The following is a 19,153-nucleotide window of genomic DNA, read 5'->3' as shown; positions in this document are numbered from 1 at the left end:
TGAGATGAACAGACGCGAGAGCATCAAGCTGGGCGCCCTGGTCGCCGTGTCGGGCGCGGCCTTCGCCGAGAACCAGGAGGTCGCCGCCGGCAAGGAGGTACTCGTCACCGCCGACCTCATGTTCGACGGCCGGCGCTTCGTCGAGGACGCCGCGGTGCTCGTCAAGGACGGCAAGGTGGTGCGGTCCGGCCCGGCGCGGGCGGTCGGCGGGTCCTCGGCCCGCAGGTTCGCCCTGGGGGCGGCGACCATCGCGCCGGGGATGATCGACCTTCACGTGCACGCCACCCAGAACCACGTGCCCTTCGACCGGATCCTGCGCCACGGGGTGACCACGGTCCGCGACCTCGGCGGCCACGTGCGGGGCGGCCCGCAAGGGCCCGGGCGGCTGCGCTACCTGGGCTCCGGGCCCCTTGTCACCGCGCCGGGCGGCTATCCGATCCCCACCTGGGGGACGGGGCTGGCCGCGGTGGTCACCGGGGTGGACTCGGCTCGCCGTACCGTCTCCAAGCTCGTCGACCAGGGAGCGGCGGTCATCAAGATCGCGCTGGAGCCCGGAGGGGAGTCCGGGGCGCCGTGGGGCGGGGAGCACGCCTCGACGCCTCCGCCGTGGCCGATGCCGTCGCTGGAGACGGTGCTCGCCGTGGTGCGAGAGGCGCACCGGCGCGGACGCAAGGTGAGCGCGCACATCGGGGAGGAGCGCGGGGCCCGCCTCGCGCTGGCGGCGGGCGCGGACGAATGGGCGCACAGCCCCGCCGATCCGCTGCCGTCCGACCTGCTCAGGAAGGCCGTCCGGCAGGGTGTACGCATGATCGGCACCCTCGACACCCAGTCCAGGACCACGGGGGCGATGAGGAACGCCAAGGAGTTCGTCTCCCTCGGCGGCAGGCTGCTCTACGGCACCGACATGGCCCATCCCGAGATCCCGCACGGGTTCGACTCCCAGGAGCTCAGCCTGATGACGTACGCCGGGCTCTCCCTGGAGCAGGCGCTCGCCGCGGCCACCTCGCTCGCCGGCGAGCACCTGGGGCTGGCGCCGCTCGGCACCCTGCGGCCCGGCGCGCCCGCCGACCTCATCGCCGCCGCCGGGGACATCCGCAAGGGGCACGGCGGCGTGAAGAACCTCGAGTTCCCCCTGCTCGTGATGGCGGGCGGACGTGCGGTCGTCACCCCCTCGTGAGCGGTCCCGCAGCCCCGGCCGGGAGACATCGTTCCAGCCGCTTTCATCGACATGGATCGGGATATCGGAGATGAACACCGTCCTCATTCTCGGCGGCTACGGCGCGGTCGGCCGCGAAGCCGCCGCCGCCCTCGCCGGAGTTCCCGGTACCCGGGTGATCGTGGCCGGCCGCAACCCCGGCCGGGCGGCGCCCGTTCCCGGCACCGTCGCGATGCGCGTCGATGCCGCAGACCCCGCCGATCTGGCCAGGGCGCTGGACGGGGTCACGACGGTCCTGATGTGCGCCGAGATCGACAACGCCCGCGTCGCCCACGCCTGCCTCAAGAGGGGCATCGGCTACGTGGACGTGTCGGCCTCCCACGACCTGCTGGCCGGGATCGGCGGCCTCGACGACGTGGCCCGGGCATCCGGCGCGACCGCGGCGCTCAGCGTCGGCCTGGTCCCCGGGGTCACCAACCTGCTGGCCCGCGTCCGCGCCGAGCGCGCGCCGTCCACGGAACTGCGCGTCGGCGTCCTGCTCGGCTCGGGTGAACACCACGGCCCGGCCGCGATCGCCTGGACCCTGGACGGGCTGGGCACCCTGGAGGGCTCCTGGACGATGAACTTTCCCGTGCCGTACGGCTCGCGCGTCGTCCACCGCTTCCCGTTCTCCGATCAGTACACGCTGCCCGGGACGCTCGGCGTGCCCGCCGTACGCACCGGGTTGTGCCTGGACTCCCGGCTGCTCACCAGGCTGCTGGCCGTGGCCGGACGGCCCGCCGCCGCCCGCCTGCTGCGCCGGGGACGGGTCCGGTCGCTGCTCCTCGGCGCGCTGGCGAGGTTCCACTTCGGCGGCGACGGGTTCGCCGTGACCGTCACCTCGGGCGAGGGCGAGGGCGACGGCGAGGGCGGGGTGTCCTTCAGCGGGCGGCGGCAGAGCCGCGTGACCGGGCGCGCCGCCGCACTGCTCATCCGTGACCTGCCCGCGCTACCACCCGGTGTCCGGCACATCGAGCAGCTGGTGGACCCGATCGCCTTCCTGACCGAGCTCGCGAGCGACGGATTCGACCTCCTGCTCGGCCCTGACGGCCGCTGACGCGTCCGGCCCGTTCGTGCCCGCCCTATGGAGATCGGGTATCGGAAGGCAGCGTGGCGTGAGCGGGCTCGTCCTTCTTCTCCCGCGCGAGTTTGCTCCGGATGACGAGTGCCATCCCCGCCAGCGTGAGTCCCATGCCGGCGATCTGCGTCGACGTCGGCGCCCCGGCCAGGTGCGTCAGCGCCGAACTGACCCCCACCAGCGGCGGTACGGCGAGGCCCAGCAGAGCGGAGTAGGACGGCCCGCCCGTCAGCAGGATGCGGTGCTGAAGGAGGTAGACGGGCACGTAGATGACGATGCCCAGGAGCACGAGCATGCCCAGCACCGTCCAGCTCACCCGCTCGCCGGCCGCGACGTCCGTCGCCGCCCAGGCGGCCAGCGGCACCGTCCCGACCGCGAAGATCGGCAGGATGCGTGGCGCCATCGCCCCCTGGTAGCCGCGGTTCGTCCTGCTGAAGTAGAGGCCGTAGAAGGCCATGGAGAACATCGCCGCGAGCGCGACCAGCGCCCCGAGCGCCACGTCGTCGCCGAGCGACCCCGCCAGCCGGGGGACCGTGTAGAGCACGGCACCGGCGACCGCGATCACGGTTCCGGCGACGGTGCGTGGTGAGGGCCGGGTGCGCAGCATCACGCTCTCGGCGATCAGTACCACGGCCGGGGTCAGCGAGAGGGTCAGCGCGGGCAGCGCCGGCCCGGCGAGGCTGATCGCGACGGTCGAGAGCACCGTGTACGCGGTCACACCGGTCAGCGCCAGCAGCCCGATCTGCCACCACCGATAACCCGTGGCCCGGGAGGCGGGCGACGGCGAGGCGGGCGACCACCAGGTGAGCGCCACCAGGCCCAGGACGGTGAACGCGGTACGGCCCGCCGACACGATCGCTGTGCTCGCGTCGCGCAGAGAGGCCTCGACGACCAGCCAGGTCGAGGCCAGCAGGAGGACCAGCGCGACGGACTGCCAGATCAACCGCCCTCTGCCACCGCTCACCGCGTGACGGTTTCGTAGACGGCGCAGGTGCGGTCCACCATGCGGGCGGCCGTGTACAGCTCCCGGTGCCGGTCGCGGGCGCGGGTGGTCATGGCGGCGCCGCGGTCCTCGCGAGCCAGGACGTTCAGCGCGGCGCGGGCCAGGGCGTGCGGGTTGTCGGGAGCGACCAGCAGGCCGTCCACCTCGTGCCGGACCAGTTCGGGGATGCCGCCCACCGCCGTCGACACGATGGGGACGCCGGAGGCCATCGCCTCCAGGACGACGAGGCTGGCCGCGTCGCCGCGGGAGGAGGCCAGCAGGACGTCCGCCCCGACCTCGGCGGTCAGGGCGCCCGGCACGCTGCCGTGGAAGCGCACGTGATCGGCGATCCCGAGGGCGGAGACCAGCCTGCGGAGCAGGGTCTCGTCGGGGCCCGTCCCCACGAGGTGCAGCTTCGCGCCGGGCACCTGGCCGAGTATGAGCTCGAACGCGAGGACGGCGACATCCGCGCCCTTCTCCGGCGACAGGCGTCCGCAGTACAGGACCCGCGGCCCCGCGCCCGGCTCCAGCCGGAAGCCCGACGGCGAGGGGACGTCGACGCCGTTCGGCACATAGTGGACGCGGCCCGCGTCGCCGAGGAACTTGGCGATGGCCCGCTGGGCGAACTCGGCGACGGCGATGACCGGGAAGCCCGCGCCGGTGGCCAGGGCGGCCTCAAGGAACGGGTCCACCGGCTTGTACATGTGCTGCGTGTACAGCAGCGGCGTACCGATCGCCGAGGAGAGCTCCTCACCGCGGAACCCGGCGTGCATCAGATGGGCGTGGATCAGGTCCGGCCGCCAGCCGGCACCGGCGGCGAGGAGGGCGGCGGGGTCGCCGGGCTGTCCGGGAACCGGCACCGGGAGCAGGGTCGGGTCGACGAAAACGTCGGCGCCCGCCTCGCGGCAGTGCCCGGTCAGCACCCCGTCGCTCCCGGCCACCACGGCGACCTTCAGCCCGCGGGCGATCTGGTGGGTCACCTGGGTGGCGACATGGCTGACGGTTCCACCGGTCGTGGGGCCGCACTGCACCAGATGCATGACACGCATGCGTTGCGTCCTTTCCTGTCGGGTCGAGGGGTTAGTTGCCTTCGACGGAGCGGGCCATGAGGGCGTTGCCCGCGGTGAGCCCGCCGTCGACCGTCAGGACCGACCCGGTGATCCAGGCGGCGCTGTCGGAGGCGAGGAAGCAGATCGACGCCGCCACGTCCTCCGGCTCCCCGACCCGGCCCAGCGGATACCACTGCTTGAGCGCGTCGAAGGTGGCGGGGTTCTTGGCGATCTGCTCGTCCCAGGCCGGGGTGCGGATGGTTCCGGGGCTGATCGCGTTCACCCGGATGCCGTGCCCGCCGTACTCCACGGCCAGCGAGCGCGTCAGCGAGACGATCGCCGCCTTGGCCGCGCTGTAGGAGGGGTGGCCGAAGAAGGCGAAGGCGTTCACCGAGACGACGTTCACGATCACGCCGTCGCCACGCGCCATCATCTCGGGCAGCGCCGCCTGTACGCAGCGCACCGCACCCTTGACGATCACGTCGAGGTCGGTGTCCCAGAGCCGCTCCGGCGCCTCGTGGAAGTGGGGCGGTACCGGGCAGGCCACGATGGCGTTGTTGACCAGCACGTCCACCGGGCCGCCCAGTTCTCGCGCGGTCGCGGCGAATCCCGCGGACACGCTCCCGGCGGACGTGACGTCCAGCCGGAGGCCGAGCGCCCGGCCCCCGCCGGCGGCGATCTCCCGGGCGAGGCCGGTCGCGCCGGACTCGTCGATGTCGGTGACGGCCACCGCCGCGCCCGCTGCCGCCAGCCGCCGTGCCGTCACCCGGCCGACGCCTCCGGCCGCGCCGGTCACCAGCGCCACCCGTCCGCTCAGGTCGAATCGGTCCTGACGTCCGCTCATGCCGCCTCCACCTGTCCGTTGTCGAAGTAGGCCCGCAGCGACTCCTCCAGCTCGGGGACCCGCAGTACGGCGCCGCCGTTCCGTAACGAGCGGGTGGCGAGGTCACCGGCGGCCACGGCCGTCCGCGCGTCCACCGGCGAGGTGTCGGTGCGCCCGCCCTCACGCACGAACCGGACGAACTCCTCGATCACCTTCGCGTCCGCCCCGCCATGCCCCCCGACCGGCCCGGGGATGCGGAACTCCGCGTCTCCGGCCGGGTCGTAGCCACGACGGCTCGAGTTCCACACCCGGATCGTGCCGCCCGGCTCGTCACCGAAGTTCTCCAGCCGCCCGGCGTCGCCGATCACCGTGAAGGAGCGCCAGTAGTCGGGGGTGTAGTGACATTGCTGGTAAGCGGCCAGCACCCCGTTGCCCAGGCGCAGGTTCAGCAGCGCCAGATCCTCGACGTCGATCACCGGGTTGAGGTCACGCTGTCTCGACGGCGGCCAATGCTCCAGGCTCAGCCAGTTCTCCGCCTTGGGGACCCCGGCCGCGCGCCGCGGCAGGTCGCCGTAGACGGTCAGCCCGCCCAGCGCCTGCACCTCTTCGGTGTGGCCGCCGACGATCCAGTGCATGGCGTCGAGGTCGTGGCAGGCCTTCTGCAGCAGCAGGCTGTTCACCTTGGACCGCTCGGCGTGCCAGTCCTTGAAGAAGTAGTCGCCGCCGTGGCCCACGAAGTGGCGGATCCACACCGCCTTCGGGGTGCCGATCCGGCCGTCGAGCACGAGCCGGCGCATCAGGCGTACCACCTCCATGTGCCGCATGTTGTGCCCGACGTACAGCCGGGAGCCCGACTCCCTGGCGGCACGCAGTACGGCGTCGGCGTCCGCCACCGTCGTCGCCATCGGCTTCTCCAGGTAGACGGCCTTGCCGGCGCGCAGCGCGTCGATCGCCACCCGGGCGTGCGTGTGGTCGGGGGTCGCCACCAGCACCGCGTCGATGTCATCGCGGTCCAGCAGACGGCGGTAGTCGGTCTCGGCGGCGTTCGCGCCGAAGAAGTCGGCCTCCGTGCGGAGGGTGGTCTCATCCAGGTCGCAGACTGCGGTGATCCGCGACCCGCGGCCTGACTCGCGGTGGGCGGCGACGGCGAGGCTGCGCCTCTGTCCCAGCCCGATGGCGGCAATGCGGAGATCGTCCATGCTCTGTCGGCCTCTCCATCACGTTGAGTCGTCAAGGCGTGGTGCCGTTGCGATCAAGATGCCTAATGATGATTGAAAAGACAAGACTTAAAGCGATTTCGCGCACTAATATGGTGGATAGCATCATTAAAGGAGGGGAGCGACCGGCCCGTTCTCCGGGTTGAAGAACCGCTGGTTGAGGTGCTCGACCCCGAGGCAGACGGCCCCGATGGCCACGCATTCGTCCCCGAGCGTCGAGGCGCGCAGCTCGGGGGTGCGCAGGCACATCGTCTCCAGCTCGGCGCGGAGCGGTGGCATCAGGACGTCGGCCGAGCGGGAGAACCCGCCGCCGATGACGATCACCTGGGGGTCGACGGTCAGCGTCATGGCGGCGGTGGCCAGGGCGAGCACCTTGACGTAGCGCAGGACCGCGTTGAGCGCGGCGGCGTCGCCGCGCCGGGCCGCGTCGAAGACGGCCTGTCCCGAGTTTCCCGCGGTCAGCAGGTCGCTGGAGTCGGCCAGGTGGAACAGCGGGTGGAGGCCGATCTCGCCGGCCGCCCCGGTGGAGCCGCGCAGCGGTACGCCGTCCAGGATGATGGCCGCGCCGGCCCGGCGCCCGATGTGCAGGTAGACGATGTTGCGCGCGTCGCGGGCGGCCCCGCGGCGGCACTCCGCGAGCGCGGCGAGCCGGCTGTCGTTGTCCACCAGGACCTCACCTGCCAGCCGGGCGGTGAGATGGCCGGCCAGGGGCACACCGGACCAGTCGTGGATGGCGCGGGAGACGACGATGTTGCCCTCGTTGTCGACGTAGCCGGTGCTCCCGGCGGTGGTGATCCAGACGTCGGCCGGTGAGGTGCCGGTGGCGGCCAGGCAGGCGTCGACGGCCCGGTCGACCGCGGCCAGACGCTCCTGCCTGCTGTGCCCGGGGGTGATCGGCTCGCGGGACACGTGCCGGACGTCGCCGTCGAGGTCGCTGATGGCGGCCAGGACCTTGTGCGCCCCTATGTCGAGGCCGAGCACCCGGCCGTTCTCTGCGCGGAAGCGATAGCGGCGGGCGGGGCGGCCCTTGCCGCCACCGGTGCTCGGATCCATCTCGGCGACCCAGCCCATGGAGATGAGGTCCCGGACCACTTCCTTGATCGTCGCTCTGGCCAGCTCGGTGTGCTCGGCGAGCCGGGTGAGCGGGAGCGGTCCGGCTCCGCGCAGGGCGGAGACGACGGCGAGGGCGTTGAGCCGCCGCAGTCGCTGGAGGTCGCCACCGCTGACAGCGAGGGTCACTGCGTTGATCCCCTCTTGACGGCTATTAATTGTGGAGTCCACTATAAATGCGATTTCGGGGATCAGCACTCAGAGACGATCTTGTGTCCGCCACCTTCGAACTGGTCACCCCCTCGGTGCGTCATCCCATGAGAGAGGTCACATGCTCAAGATTCTTGCCAGCTTAGTCATGCTGCTCGGCCTGGCCGTACCGGCTCAGGCGGCAGCCGCCCCGCGGCTCGAGGCGTACTTCACCGCCCCGGGCGTCACCGGCCCCACCGACGGCTCGCTGGAGACCAAGCTCATCGAGCTGATCGACCAGGCGGCACCGGGCTCCACCCTCCGGCTGGCCACGTTCGTGCTCGAACGGGCGGTCATCAAGAACAAGCTCGTCCAGGCCGCGGGACGCGGCGTGGACGTCAGGGTCGTGGCGGAGAAGACCGGGCACAACCCCCTCCTCGACCAGCTGGCCGGCGAGCTCGGCCCGGACCACGTGGTGCTGTGCGCGGACGCCTGCAACAGCACCGCCAAAGACGTCATGCACCACAAGTTCGCCGTCTTCAGCCGGTTGCTGGACGGCAGGACCGACGTGGTGGCGCAGAGCTCGCAGAACCTCGACGCCAAGTTCGGCGCACACCAGAACATGCTGGTCAGCACCGGTGACGCCGGGCTGGCCGCCGGATATCGCGGCGTCTTCGACAAGCTGTGGTCGCAGCAGATCCACACCTGGTCGGGCTCCTTCACCTCCGACAGCGGCGACGTCACCGTCTGGATGACGCCACGCGCCGACGACCCGATGGCGGCGGCGATCGACGCGGTCTCGTGCCCGGGTTCGATCCGGCTGGCGCACTCCCAGTTCGCGCTCGACCGCGTCGCGGTCCGCAAGGCGCTGGTGAACCGCAAGAAGCAGGGCTGTTCGATCCAGATCTTCGTGCCGGAGGGCAACCAGACGACGGAGGTGGCCAAGGAACTCGCCAAGGACGGCCTGGTCGTTCACACCTTCCGGCCCGGCGGCTGCCACGAGCCCGTCACCACCTGCGACGTGGGCACGATCCACTCCAAGATCATGCTGACCGAGGACGCGCTGGGCAGAGAGTACGTCTACACCGGTTCGCACAACATCAACACGGGCTCGCTGACCACGGCGGACGACTCCTTCGTCAAGATCGACGATGCCGCGATCTACGCCGCCTACACCGCCAACATGGATCTGATGTACGAGCAGGCCATCAAGGTCGTGCCCGCCGCGTACCCGGACGCCGCGCTTCAGATGGCCGCCAACGCCGCAGACGACGAGCGCACCCCCAGGGCCTCGGCAGAACGCAACGGCTACACCGCGCTCACCTGGGAGAGCGGTGCGCGGGTCATCGCCAGAATCTACCGGTACGGCAGGCCCGTCACCGGCCCGATCCGCGTCGACATGGGCGGAGCGGGCTGCGCCACCGGATGGAACCACGTCCAGCCCGCCGCCGGAGTCGACGACGCCGGCAACGCCTACATCGCCTGGGCCGAGGACGGCGACTGCCGCGGCGAGCACAACATCGCGGTGCGCGAGCTCTCCGTCACCGGCCGGCTCGGCGCCACGATCTGGGTCAACCAGCCGGAATGGCGCGGTGACCAGGCGCGGCCCCGGATCGCGGTCACCGGCGCCGGAGCGTTCACCGTGGTCTGGGAGGACGCTCACACCTCGTCCGTCCGCGCCGCCGGATACTCCCCGGCCGCCACCCGGCTCTGGGGCCCGGACGAGGTCGGCGCCGGCGACCGGCCCGACGTCGCCGTGGACGCCTCCGGCGTCGCCACCGTGGTCTGGCAACAGGCCCCGCACGTGTACGGCAAGCGGCTCGGCACGACCGGGGCCGTGGTGGCCGGCCGTACCCAGATCAACGCCAACAACGCGGGCCAGCACCTCGCCCCGGCGGTCGCGACCACCTCGTCCGGAAACAGCGTGGTGGCCTGGAGCGACAACCTCGACGGCATCTGGCGGGTGCGGACCCGTGGATTCACTCCGGCGCTCGCCGGCCGGTTCGCCGAGAAGCCGGTGAAGAACGGCCGCTACACCCTCGGCGACCAGGCCGACGGCAACCTGGAGTACCCGCCGCTCTGCCACCTGAACACCTGCGCCGTGCAGGGGACGCCGTCGATCGCCGCGGAGCCGTCCGGGAGCTTCGTCGTCGGCTGGACCGAGACCGACATCTGGAACCGTGACCGCACGCACGAGGTGTACGCCAAGGGCTTCAACGCCGACGGCTCCGCGACCGGCCGCTTTCCCGCCGAGCGCATGAACCCGAACACGGTCGGCAACCAGTTCGCCACCGCGGTCAGCGCCGGACCGGGCGGATTCACCTACTTCTACACCGAGGACTTCAACGTCAACGGCTACGCGGACATCGTGGCCAGAACCGGATTCACCAACACCGCCCCCTGAGGGGTGACGGTCCTCCTACGCCACGTGGTCGGCTTGCGGGGCCGAGCCGGCGGGCCTCGCCGATCGCGCGGCGAACCACCCGGCGACGGCCGCCAGGACCGCACCGGCCGCGGCGGCGACGAAGGCGGCGGGGCCGGTGCCCTCCAGTCCGTCGCCGACCGGCCCGGTGAGCCGGCCGGCGACGGCGGTGCCCAGCCCGTAGCCGGCCCACATGAACGTGTTGAGCCAGGCGAAGACCTCGGTGCGGTAGCGGGCGGGCGCGTGGTCGGCGAGCAGCGCCGGCACGACGGCGTCGCGTGGCCCCGTCGCCAGCCCGACCAGCGTGATCAGCACGGCGAGCGTGATGAACCCGGGCGCCCGGCCCGCCCCGAGCAGGAGGAGGGACTCGGCGAGCGAGAACAGGACGAGAAAGCGGCCGGAGGTGATCGGCCAGGTCCGCGCGCCGTACCCGAGGGTGCCGAGGAGGGCCCCGGCCGACAGCAGGCCCATCAGGACGCCGGCGGAGGAGGCTGAGCCGAAGGAGTCGGCCGAGGCGACCGCGGCGACGCGCAGGCAGCCGAAGGTGAACGTGCCGGACGCGGCGACGGCCAGCAGCAGGAGCGTGGGCCGGTGGGTGAGCGGCCCGGCCAGGCGGAACCTGCCCGGTGCGGCGGGTTCCACCGGCCGTACCGCCGGTGAGGTCAGGAGCAGTGCGGTGCCGAGCAGAACCGCGGCGCCGGCGGCCGCCACCACGTTGTGGGCGGAGACCACGAGGGTCAGTACCGGCACGAGCAGGGGGCCGGCGATGAACATCGTCTCGTTGACGGCGTTGTCGGCCGCGTACGCCGCGGGCAGGCGGGCCTCGGGGACCAGGCGCGGCCAGGCGCCCCTGATGACCGAACCCGCGGGCGGGGTGGTGGCGCCGAGCAGGACCGCGGCGCCGATCATCAGGGCGGGCGGGGTGAGGAGGAGCAGGGCGTAGGCCAGGGTGTGGGCGGCCAGGTAGGCCTTCAGTGCCCGGCGCGGGCCGTACCGGTCGGCGACCCGGCCACCGAGCGGCGCGCACAGCGCCAGTGCCAGCGCGTGGCCGGTGAGGACGAGCCCGGCGACGGCGTAGGAGCCCAGCCTGTCGACCGCGGCCAGCAGCAAGGCGAGGCTGAGGACGGGCGTGCCCAGTTTGACGATGAGTCCGGCGGCGAGCAGGCGCGGGACGCCCGGACAGGCGAGCAGGTGTCGGTAGGGTGCGAGCATGGGCGACTCCGTTACCATCTAACTGGACTACACCCATGACATCTGGAAGAGGTGTTACTAGTCAAGTGGAAATAGCCTGTAACGTGACCCGGCAGGCTCCGCTGCTCACCGAACTGGTCAACCTGGCGACGGCGCGCCGGCGGGGCGGCGCCTCGGTGCTGCCGCCGGTCGGCGAGGCCCTGGCGGCGGCGTTCGCCGCGGGACTCGGTGACCGGACGGCCGCGGCGGTGCTCGCCGTACCGGATGCCGGTGCTCGCCTGGCCGAGCTGGCCACCGAGCTGCGGCAGGCCCTGCTCGCCGCGAGCCCGGCCGACCAGGCCGCCCGCGTCAATGCCATGATCGCCAGGTACGGCGCGCAGCCGTACCTGGTCGAGGATGTTGGGCAGCCCTTCCACCTGCACTTTCACGGTTCCGGCGGAACCCCGGTGGAGGCTCTGGGCGGCGAGTTCGCCATGGTGCTCGCCCTTGTGGTGGACGGCTACGGGCCGGATCGTTTCGGAGAGTGCGCGGCGCACCAGTGCGAGGCGGTCTACATCGACCTGACCCGCAACGGGTCGCGTCGTTACTGCGGTGCGGCGTGTACGGCTCGTGCCAAGACCGCCGCCTATCGCGGCCGCCGCCAGGCCTGAGCCACGTCCTCCGCCCCTGCCCGGAGCCCTCTGATCAGGCAGAGGCGGGGTGACGCTCACGACCGGGCGGGTTCGCCGGCGCGAGCAGGGTCGCCGCCGCGGCGGCCAGCAGGGTCAGGAGCAGGACGATCGCCAGGAAGACCTGCCCGTGCAGGCCGAGGACGAAGACGGTCCGGCCGGCGAACTCCGGGTCGTAGGTGGCGGTGCCGGGGAACAGCAGCGCGCCGATCATGCCGACCCAGGGGACGGCCAGGATGGCGGCGGCGTGCAGCGGCGAGTTCCGGCCTCGCCGAAGGGCGAGGGCCAGGCCGATGATCCCGAGGAGCACGGTCATCACCATGTATTGGGCGTCGTGGAACTTGGCGTGCGGCGGCCAGGCCGGGTTGAAGGCGTGCTGCGCGGCGAGGTCGGGGACCACCAGGTCGGCCAGGACGGCGCCGACCGTGGTGATCACGGCGACCAGGGCGATCAGGATTCGGGGGAAGGGCATGACAGGGTCCAGGTGGGTTTGATGGGGCGACACTTCTCTTAGGGCATCTAGTTTTCTTAGAGGCATTAAGTAAACATAGATGCTCTAGGATGTCAATCACGCCCTCGAAGCTCGCCGTCGAGCAGGTACGGCTCCGCCATGGGGCCGGCGCTCGTACCGGTGCCATCCGCCCTGGCATGGCGCAAAAGCCAATCAAAAGCCGCGAACTATAGCTTCGGGCCGACATTTCACCGTGAAGGGGTCACATGAAGACTGGATCGGCTGCCAAGCTCGCGTTGATCGTCGCGGCCGCCCTCACCGCGCTCCCGGCCGTCGCGGCGGGCGCCACGACCGCATCACCGCCCTATTACCTGTACTACCGGAACACGGCGAACCTCTGTAAGGTCAGCCCTCCTCATATCCCGAGCAAGGACATTCCGCGGCACTCGTACGGCGGGAGCTTCATCAGGACCTGGTCCGTCGGGAACTACAAGTACACGCTGAACCGCGAAACAGGCTTCGTGAAGGCCCGTGTCGAACGGACCTGCTCCAAGACGATCCAGGAGATCTACTACGGGATCGAGGCCGGAAAGGTCAGCCGGCTCACCAAGCGCACCCAGCTCTGCTACAGCGGGGGCTGCAACGCGGGCAGCATGACCTATGGCAGCTGGCGTAAGGGATGGACCCACGAAACGTGGTGACCGGGCGGGGCCGTGACGCGATCCGCGGCACCGCTGGACCCGTCCGGGCCGCACCGGACGGGTCCTTCGCCTTGGAACCCCGCCGCCACGGGCGCCGGCGGGGGAACGGGTCAGGCGGACGGCAGGCCGTTGGCGGTGGCGACGGTCTGGTACCAGTGGCCGGAGGCCTTGATGGTTCTGCGCTTGGTCTGATGGTCCACGTGGACGAGGCCGTAGCGCAGTGACAGGCCGTCGTAGAACTCCCAGCCGTCGAGCAGGCCCCAGACGAACGCGCCGCGCAGGTCGATGCCGTCCTCGATCGCCCGGTGGGCGGCGATCAGGTGGTCGCGGAGGTATTTGATCCGGTCGTGGTCGTGGACCTCGCCGTCGGTGAGGCGGTCGTCGCGCGCGGTGCCGATCTCGGCGAGGTAGACGGGTTTGTTTCCATAGGTGTCACGCAGGCCGACCAGCGCGGTGTGCAGGCCGCCGGGGTCGTTCTCGTCGAAGGTGTCGGCCACCTTCAACGCGAGTTCTCCGGGTTTGGCGGAGTGCGCGGCCCGGCTGCTGCCGTAGTAGTCGACTCCGATGAAGTCGATCGGCGCCGAGATCGTCTCCATGTCGCCGTCGCGGATCGACGCGTGGGGCCAGGCCTCGCCGTACCAGTCGATGAGCACTTCGGGGTAGTGGCCCAGCAGTTGCGGGTCCAGGACGATCCCGTTGGAGAAGGCGTCCAGGCGGGCCGCGGCGGCGACGTCGCGCTCCTTGGGGGATTTCGGCGCGGTGGGGATCAGCAGGTGCCAGTTGCCGATTTGTCCTCGGCCGCGCATCGCCTGGACGGCCTGTCCTTGGCCGAGGAGCTGGTGGTGGATGGCGATCAGGCCCTGGGACACGTCGGCCCGCATCGGCGGGTAGTAGCCGAAGAAATAGGCATATTGCGTGAAGGACACGATTTCGCACATCGGCAGCCAGTGAGTGACCCGGTCGCCGAGGCGGTCATGGAGGACGGTGGCGTACTCGGCGAACCAGTGCGCCATGTCCCGGTTGAGCCAGCCGCCGCGATCCTGGAGCGCTTGCGGGTGGTCCCAGGTGTACATGCCGCAGATGGGCGACATTCCGCCGGCGAGGGTCTCGTCCACCAGCCGGTCGTAGAAGTCCAGCCCGGCCTGGTTGACGGTGCCGGTGCCCTCGGGCATCACCCGCGCCCAGCTGATCCCGAAGTTGTGGGAACCGAGCCCGAGCCCGCGCATCAGCCGCAGGTCGTCTCGGTAGTGCCGGTAGAAGTCGGGTCCGTCCTCGGCGGTCTCGCCCGTCGTCACGTTGCCGGGGGTGCGTGACCAGGGATGCCAGATGGAAGGGCCGCCGCCGTCGGCGAGCGGCGCCCCCTCGTTCTGTACGCCGTTGGTGCCCGCGCCCCAGAGGAAGCCTCGCGGGAAGGCGTAGTCGAGGGAAGGGTCCACCCGGGCATCGTCGTGCTGCGTTTCGGTCATCGTTTCCTTCCGAGATGGCGTTCGGACCGGTGCTCACGGCAGACGTTAACCCCGGAGGGCCCGCCTTCGCCTATGGCGGGTTGCCTATGCCGCCGAGGATGAGGGCGATGCCGGTGAGGAACTGGTCGCGATCGTCGTGCTCGCTCATCTGGCCGCTGACGGCGTGGATGAACGGGTATTCGGCGGGGTCGAGTTCCCGCCACGCCATCGACGTGGCCTCAAGGAACCTCTCGCGGTCCTCGTCGGTCTCGGCGCCGGGGGAGTCCCCTCCGATGCCGGTCTGGCAGACGGCGCCGAGGATGTAGTGCACGAGCGTCGAAGCCGCGACGAACCAGATGGCTCGTGGCACGCCCAAGGCGCGCACCTGCCGGCCGATCTTCTCGAAGATCCCCACGGTCACCGGGCCCCACGGGTTACGGGTGAGCTGTACGGCCAGCCGCGTCGCGAGCCACGGGTGTACGGCGGCCGCGTCGAACAGGCCCAGTGCGACGAGGCGGATCTCGTCCTCGGGCGTGGCCGGAGTCCGGTCGGGCTCGGTGGCCAGGGCGGCGGCGACGACGGTTTCGGTCGCGGTGTCCAGCAGTTCGTCCCGGGTGCCCACGTGGTAGTAGATCGCCCCGGACCCGGTGGCAAGGCGCTCGGTCAGTGCCCGGACGGTCAGCCCACCCTCGCCCCCCGCGTCCAGCAGCTCGATCGCGGTATCGATGATCTGCTCGCGGGAGAGCACCTGTCTGCGCCGCTCTGTCCGGCGCGCTCGCGTTGCCATGTCCGCATTCTGTCACCTTGGAGCGCTGAACCAAGTTGATATAGTGTTCCAACATGGAACAGCGCACCATAAATGCAGTCACGATCATCGGCGCCGGGCTCGGCGGACTCACGCTGGCCCGCGTCCTGCACGTTCACGGCATCCCGGCCGAGGTCTACGAGGCCGAGGAGTCGCCGGAGGCACGGTCGCAGGGCGGGCTGCTCGACATCCACGACTACAACGGGCAACTCGCCCTGGAGGCGGCCGGTCTGATGGAGGAGTTCAGCGCCATCGTTCTGGAAGGCCGCCAGGCGATACGTGCTCTGGGGCCGGACGGCGCCGTACTGTTCGAGAAGGCCGACGACGGCACGGGCGGCCGTCCGGAGGCGCACCGCGCGGACCTGCGGCGCATGCTGCTGGACGCGCTCCCGGAGGGCACTGTCCGGTGGGGCCGCAAGGTCACCGGTACCCGGAGCCTAGGCGGCGGCCGCCACGAGGTGATCTTCGCCGACGGCGGCAGCGTCACCACGGGCCTGCTGGTCGGCGCGGACGGCGCCTGGTCGCGGGTCCGCCCGCTGCTGTCGGAGGCGGTGCCCGAGTACGCGGGCACGTCTTTCGTCGAGACCTACCTGTTCGACGCCGACACGCGGCACCCGGCCGCCGCGAAGGCGGTCGGCGGCGGCATGATGCTCGTCCCCGCGGAGGGGAAGACGATCACCGCTCACCGCGAACGCGGCGACACCCTGCACGCCTACGTGGAGCTCACCAGGCCGCTGGAGTGGTTCGACGGCATCGACTTCGCCGATCCGGCCACGGCCGCCACGCGTGTCGTGGCGGAGTTCGACGGCTGGGCGCCCGCGCTCACCGCGCTGATCGGCGACACCGACACCCCGCCGGTCCTGCGCCCGCACTACGCCCTGCCCGACGGGCACCGGTGGGACCGGACGCCCGGGGTGACCCTGGTCGGCGACGCCGCGCACCTGCGGCCCCCCAACGGCGAAGGAGCCAATCAGGCCATGTACGACGGCGCCGAGCTCGGCAGGGCCATCGCCGCCCATCCCGGCGACGCCGAGACCGGTCTCGCCGCGTACGAGCAGGCCATGTTCGCCCGCATGAGCCAGGCGGAGGACGAGACGGCCAGGCACCTTGAGGAGACGTTCGGCGACGTGATCCGCACTACCGCCGCCCCGGGCAGTCGCTAGGGTCGACGCTCTGCCCCGCACCGACGACGGAGATCTTGGCGGGGCTCCCCGGCAGCGCGGCGGCGGTGCACACGATCTGCCGGACGGCCAGCGGAGACAGTTCACTGCCCGGGGTGGACGGGTTCAGCACCAGGTGGTCAGAGGACTTGACGGTCGCCGCGATCGGGCCGGCTCCGGACGGGACGTCGGTGGTGAGGTCGCGTGCCCGTTCCTCCGCGGTGGGGCCTTCCACCAGCAGCCCGAGGATGTCGGTCAGGAACATCGGACGCATACGCGGCCGCGTCACCACGCTGAGCCGGCCGTTCTTGACCAGGTAGAGCGTGACCTTCATGGCTGGGGCGGCGACGCCTCCGCTCGGCGGCCGGCCGGCGGAGATGGCGTCGCTGGGCCGTACGCCGCAGCCGGTCACGGCGACGAGCGACACCAGGCCCGCGGCCAGCACACTGCGGGACAGGCCCGCCCTCATGCGGAGCCGCCTTCCGGGTCGTGTGCCCGGCGTGGCAGACGCAGCGTGAAGAGGGCGCCGCCGTCCGGGGCGTTGGTGACGGTGAGGTCGCCCCGGTGCAGGCGCGCGTTCTCCATCGCGATGGCCAGGCCGAGGCCGCTGCCCTCGGACCTGGTCCTGGCCGCGCTGGCCTTGTAGAAGCGGTCGAACGCGTGTGGCAGCACCGCGTCGTCCAGCCCCGGCCCGTGGTCGCGGACCTCAAGAGTGATCCACTGCGGGTCGGCGGAAAGGCGGACCGACACCGGTGGCGCGCCGTGGCGCAGGGCGTTGCCGACCAGGTTCGCGAGGATGACGTCCACCCGGCGCGGGTCCAGCCGGGCCGTCACCGCGGGTGGAAGCTCGGTGCGCACCTGCTCCGTCCAGCCCCGGGCACGCAGGGTCGCGGGCACCAGTTCGGCCACGTCGACCTCGTTCAGCGTCAGGGCCGCGACGCCGGAGTCGAACCTGCTGATCTCGATGAGGTCGTTCACCAGCTCGGTGAGGTTGAGCGTCTCCTGGCTGACCAGCCTGGCGGCCTTGCCGGCGGTCTCGGGCAGCCGGGCCGCCTCCTCATCGAGGATCTCGGCGACCGCGGCCAGCGCGGCCAGAGGGGTGCGCAGCTCGTGGGACACGTCGGCCACGAACCGGCGGGCGTCGGCCTCCATCTCCCGCAACTGCATGACGTGCTGTTCCAGCTCCGCGGCGGTGTCGTTGAACGTACGCGCCACGTCGGCCAGTTCGTCGGAGCCGCTGACCGCGATCCTGGTCCGCAGCTCGCCCTCGCCCAGCAGGCGTGCCGCCCGTCCGAGTTCGCGCACCGGGCGCAGCACGCTACGGGTGGCCAGCAGCGCCAGGAGGACCGCGAACGCCATGGCCGCCCCGCCGATGAGCCAGGCGCTCGTGGCGAGCCAGTCGATGCTGCGCTGTTCGGGAAGCAGGCTGGTCATGGTATAGACCTCGATACCCGAGGTCCGCGTCCGGTCCTGCTCGACGATCAGCAACGGCGCGCCGATGATCAGGAAGGGCCTGCCCTCCCGCACGACGCGTTGCCACGCGATGTCGCCGCCGGCCACTTCCCGCCGGAGACCCTGTGAGATGTCACCGGGACCCAGGGGCGGCGGTGTGTTCCCGCCCGGCCCCCCGCCCGGCGGGCCGGGCGGGCTGCCCGGCGGTGGGCCCTCCGGCGGGCCGACCTGCGCGTACACCTTCTGGTAGAGGACGAGCGTGGAGCTGCTTATTTCGGTCATGGATCCGGCGATCCTGCCGAGCTCGGTCTGGTCCGGCGTCGCCGTCCGCAACGGGAACAGGGCCTCCAGGCGGCCCTTCATCGCCTGCAACGCGGCGTCCTGGGCCCGCTGCAGGATGTCGTTGCGGGCCTGGACGTAGATCCCGCCGGCCACCGCCGCCGTGGTGACCACACACAGCAGCGCGAACGCGGACAACAGCCGGGCACGCAGCCCCAGGCTCGGCCGAGGCGTCATCGGCGGCTCACACCGGCCCGAACCGGTACCCGAACCCCCGCACCGTCTGCACGTAGACGGGCGCCGCCGAGTCGTCCTCGATCTTCGCGCGCAACCGCTGCACGCACGCGTCCACCAGACGCGAATCACCGAAATACCCGTGCTCCCACACCGAGTCCAGCAGTTGCTGGCGGCTGTGCACGCGGCCCGGCGTACCGGAGAGTTCGAGCAGCAGGCGCAGCTCGGCCGGGGTGAGCCTGACCGGGACGCCGCGGTTGGCGACCACGAGCCCGGCCCGATCGATGGTCAGGTCCCCGTGCCGCTCCAGCTCCGCCTGGTCCCGGCCGATCCGCCGGAGGACCGCGCGAATGCGCGCCTCAAGCACCCTGGGCTGCACCGGCTTGACCACGTAGTCGTCGGCGCCCGCCTCCAGCCCTGCCACCACGTCCATGTCGTCACCACGAGCGGTCAGCATGATGATCGGTATCTCCCCGATGGCCCGGATGCGGCGGCAGACCTCGAACCCATCCATCCCGGGCAACATCAGGTCGAGCACGACGACGTCCGGAGGGTCCGTACGCAGCCGCTCCAGCCCTTGCTCGCCGGACTCCACCGCGCCCACCCGATGCCCATGCCGGGTCAGGGCCAGCTCAAGGCCCTCCCGCACGGCCGGGTCATCCTCGATCAACAACACTCGCGACACGCCGCCGAGTACCACAGCACGCTCCGTAACTCGTCCGCCGGTCAACTCCATCCACTGTCGGCCGGTCATGTCCCCGG

At 71.4% G+C, this 19,153-nt stretch carries 18 protein-coding genes; 6 read left to right on the top strand and 12 right to left on the bottom strand.

Annotation, left to right across the window (positions count from 1 at the left end; translation table 11 throughout):
* Positions 1-4: 4 nt before the first annotated feature.
* Together ACIBKY_RS52440 and ACIBKY_RS52435 are read left to right on the top strand one after the other, a co-directional pair.
* Positions 5-1,177: an amidohydrolase family protein gene (locus tag ACIBKY_RS52440; protein WP_397109763.1), complete on the top strand. Its 1,173-nt coding sequence runs from the start codon at positions 5-7 to the stop codon at positions 1,175-1,177.
* A gap of 70 nt (positions 1,178-1,247) precedes the next feature.
* Positions 1,248-2,252 carry a saccharopine dehydrogenase NADP-binding domain-containing protein gene (locus ACIBKY_RS52435; RefSeq protein WP_397109761.1) on the top strand — a complete coding sequence of 335 codons (1,005 nt, stop codon included), beginning with the start codon at positions 1,248-1,250 and terminating at the stop codon, positions 2,250-2,252.
* A 25-nt stretch (positions 2,253-2,277) separates the two neighbouring features.
* Here the strand turns inward: ACIBKY_RS52435 and ACIBKY_RS52430 are convergent, their stop codons facing one another.
* The 5 genes from ACIBKY_RS52430 to ACIBKY_RS52410 all read right to left on the bottom strand — a co-directional run bounded on the left by ACIBKY_RS52430 (position 2,278) and on the right by ACIBKY_RS52410 (position 7,583).
* Complete coding sequence (locus tag ACIBKY_RS52430; protein ID WP_397109759.1) at positions 2,278-3,237, bottom strand: DMT family transporter; 960 nt, start codon at positions 3,235-3,237, stop codon at positions 2,278-2,280.
* On the bottom strand, positions 3,234-4,304 hold the full coding sequence (locus tag ACIBKY_RS52425) for a glycosyltransferase family 4 protein (RefSeq protein ID WP_397109757.1): 1,071 nt from the start codon (positions 4,302-4,304) through the stop codon (positions 3,234-3,236). The genes ACIBKY_RS52430 and ACIBKY_RS52425 overlap by 4 nt, the downstream gene beginning before the upstream one ends.
* 31 nt (positions 4,305-4,335) lie before the next feature.
* Complete coding sequence (locus tag ACIBKY_RS52420) at positions 4,336-5,148, bottom strand: SDR family oxidoreductase (protein ID WP_397109755.1); 813 nt, start codon at positions 5,146-5,148, stop codon at positions 4,336-4,338.
* Positions 5,145-6,326, bottom strand: coding sequence for a Gfo/Idh/MocA family protein (locus tag ACIBKY_RS52415; RefSeq protein ID WP_397109753.1), 1,182 nt, complete (start codon positions 6,324-6,326; stop codon positions 5,145-5,147). The genes ACIBKY_RS52420 and ACIBKY_RS52415 overlap by 4 nt, the downstream gene beginning before the upstream one ends.
* 126 nt (positions 6,327-6,452) lie before the next feature.
* Positions 6,453-7,583: an ROK family protein gene (locus tag ACIBKY_RS52410; protein WP_397109751.1), complete on the bottom strand. Its 1,131-nt coding sequence runs from the start codon at positions 7,581-7,583 to the stop codon at positions 6,453-6,455.
* Positions 7,584-7,725: 142 nt separating this feature from the next.
* Here ACIBKY_RS52410 and ACIBKY_RS52405 point away from each other — a divergent pair, with 142 nt between their 5' ends.
* A complete protein-coding gene (locus ACIBKY_RS52405) occupies positions 7,726-9,987 on the top strand; it encodes a phosphatidylserine/phosphatidylglycerophosphate/cardiolipin synthase family protein (RefSeq protein ID WP_397109749.1) in 2,262 nt (753 codons plus the stop codon).
* Positions 9,988-10,002: 15 nt separating this feature from the next.
* Here ACIBKY_RS52405 and ACIBKY_RS52400 read toward each other — a convergent pair whose 3' ends face one another.
* A complete protein-coding gene (locus ACIBKY_RS52400) occupies positions 10,003-11,217 on the bottom strand; it encodes an MFS transporter (RefSeq protein WP_397109747.1) in 1,215 nt (404 codons plus the stop codon).
* A gap of 83 nt (positions 11,218-11,300) precedes the next feature.
* Between ACIBKY_RS52400 and ACIBKY_RS52395 the strand changes: the two genes are divergently transcribed.
* Positions 11,301-11,846 carry a CGNR zinc finger domain-containing protein gene (locus ACIBKY_RS52395; RefSeq protein WP_397109745.1) on the top strand — a complete coding sequence of 182 codons (546 nt, stop codon included), beginning with the start codon at positions 11,301-11,303 and terminating at the stop codon, positions 11,844-11,846.
* Positions 11,847-11,880: 34 nt separating this feature from the next.
* Here ACIBKY_RS52395 and ACIBKY_RS52390 read toward each other — a convergent pair whose 3' ends face one another.
* The gene (locus ACIBKY_RS52390; RefSeq protein WP_397109743.1) at positions 11,881-12,336 is read right to left on the bottom strand and encodes a DUF6640 family protein; all 456 of its coding nucleotides are present in this window, start codon (positions 12,334-12,336) and stop codon (positions 11,881-11,883) included.
* Between the two features lie 245 nt (positions 12,337-12,581).
* Between ACIBKY_RS52390 and ACIBKY_RS52385 the strand changes: the two genes are divergently transcribed.
* Complete coding sequence (locus tag ACIBKY_RS52385; RefSeq protein WP_397109741.1) at positions 12,582-13,016, top strand: hypothetical protein; 435 nt, start codon at positions 12,582-12,584, stop codon at positions 13,014-13,016.
* Positions 13,017-13,126: 110 nt separating this feature from the next.
* Here ACIBKY_RS52385 and ACIBKY_RS52380 read toward each other — a convergent pair whose 3' ends face one another.
* Positions 13,127-14,482 carry a glycoside hydrolase family 1 protein gene (locus ACIBKY_RS52380; protein WP_397109739.1) on the bottom strand — a complete coding sequence of 452 codons (1,356 nt, stop codon included), beginning with the start codon at positions 14,480-14,482 and terminating at the stop codon, positions 13,127-13,129.
* A gap of 70 nt (positions 14,483-14,552) precedes the next feature.
* Positions 14,553-15,248 carry a TetR/AcrR family transcriptional regulator gene (locus ACIBKY_RS52375; protein WP_397109737.1) on the bottom strand — a complete coding sequence of 232 codons (696 nt, stop codon included), beginning with the start codon at positions 15,246-15,248 and terminating at the stop codon, positions 14,553-14,555.
* A gap of 53 nt (positions 15,249-15,301) precedes the next feature.
* On the opposite strand from ACIBKY_RS52375, the gene ACIBKY_RS52370 reads away from it, so the two are divergent.
* Positions 15,302-16,429 (top strand): FAD-dependent oxidoreductase, encoded by a 1,128-nt coding sequence (locus ACIBKY_RS52370; RefSeq protein WP_397109735.1) that lies wholly within the window; start codon positions 15,302-15,304, stop codon positions 16,427-16,429.
* Here the strand turns inward: ACIBKY_RS52370 and ACIBKY_RS52365 are convergent.
* From ACIBKY_RS52365 to ACIBKY_RS52355, 3 genes are read right to left on the bottom strand one after another with little or no spacing between them, the layout of a single operon-like run.
* Entirely contained in the window at positions 16,404-16,895 is a 492-nt protein-coding gene (locus tag ACIBKY_RS52365) for a hypothetical protein (protein ID WP_397109733.1), read from the bottom strand. The genes ACIBKY_RS52370 and ACIBKY_RS52365 overlap by 26 nt on opposite strands.
* Positions 16,892-18,394 carry an ATP-binding protein gene (locus ACIBKY_RS52360; protein WP_397109731.1) on the bottom strand — a complete coding sequence of 501 codons (1,503 nt, stop codon included), beginning with the start codon at positions 18,392-18,394 and terminating at the stop codon, positions 16,892-16,894. Before ACIBKY_RS52360 ends, ACIBKY_RS52365 begins: the two co-directional genes overlap by 4 nt.
* Positions 18,395-18,401: 7 nt before the next feature.
* Complete coding sequence (locus ACIBKY_RS52355; protein WP_397109729.1) at positions 18,402-19,076, bottom strand: response regulator; 675 nt, start codon at positions 19,074-19,076, stop codon at positions 18,402-18,404.
* Positions 19,077-19,153 lie beyond the last annotated feature (77 nt).

It is taken from the genome of Nonomuraea sp. NPDC050394 (assembly GCF_044459065.1).
Taxonomy (GTDB): domain Bacteria; phylum Actinomycetota; class Actinomycetes; order Streptosporangiales; family Streptosporangiaceae; genus Nonomuraea.
Note: the sequence above shows the minus strand (reverse complement) of the source record. Positions and strands in the feature narration are given on the sequence as shown.

Excerpts from the sequence above, each read along its gene's own strand:
- ACIBKY_RS52415 (WP_397109753.1), bottom strand. The coding sequence starts at position 6,326 with ATGGACGATCTCCGCATTGCCGCCATCGGGCTGGGACAGAGGCGCAGC.
- ACIBKY_RS52375 (WP_397109737.1), bottom strand. The coding sequence starts at position 15,248 with ATGGCAACGCGAGCGCGCCGGACAGAGCGGCGCAGACAGGTGCTCTCC.
- ACIBKY_RS52390 (WP_397109743.1), bottom strand. The coding sequence starts at position 12,336 with ATGCCCTTCCCCCGAATCCTGATCGCCCTGGTCGCCGTGATCACCACG.
- ACIBKY_RS52380 (WP_397109739.1), bottom strand. The coding sequence starts at position 14,482 with ATGACCGAAACGCAGCACGACGATGCCCGGGTGGACCCTTCCCTCGAC.
- ACIBKY_RS52420 (WP_397109755.1), bottom strand. The coding sequence starts at position 5,148 with ATGAGCGGACGTCAGGACCGATTCGACCTGAGCGGACGGGTGGCGCTG.
- ACIBKY_RS52365 (WP_397109733.1), bottom strand. The coding sequence starts at position 16,895 with ATGAGGGCGGGCCTGTCCCGCAGTGTGCTGGCCGCGGGCCTGGTGTCG.
- ACIBKY_RS52425 (WP_397109757.1), bottom strand. The coding sequence starts at position 4,304 with ATGCGTGTCATGCATCTGGTGCAGTGCGGCCCCACGACCGGTGGAACC.
- ACIBKY_RS52440 (WP_397109763.1), top strand. The coding sequence starts at position 5 with ATGAACAGACGCGAGAGCATCAAGCTGGGCGCCCTGGTCGCCGTGTCG.
- ACIBKY_RS52385 (WP_397109741.1), top strand. The coding sequence starts at position 12,582 with ATGAAGACTGGATCGGCTGCCAAGCTCGCGTTGATCGTCGCGGCCGCC.
- ACIBKY_RS52400 (WP_397109747.1), bottom strand. The coding sequence starts at position 11,217 with ATGCTCGCACCCTACCGACACCTGCTCGCCTGTCCGGGCGTCCCGCGC.
- ACIBKY_RS52405 (WP_397109749.1), top strand. The coding sequence starts at position 7,726 with ATGCTCAAGATTCTTGCCAGCTTAGTCATGCTGCTCGGCCTGGCCGTA.
- ACIBKY_RS52370 (WP_397109735.1), top strand. The coding sequence starts at position 15,302 with ATGGAACAGCGCACCATAAATGCAGTCACGATCATCGGCGCCGGGCTC.
- ACIBKY_RS52360 (WP_397109731.1), bottom strand. The coding sequence starts at position 18,394 with ATGACGCCTCGGCCGAGCCTGGGGCTGCGTGCCCGGCTGTTGTCCGCG.
- ACIBKY_RS52435 (WP_397109761.1), top strand. The coding sequence starts at position 1,248 with ATGAACACCGTCCTCATTCTCGGCGGCTACGGCGCGGTCGGCCGCGAA.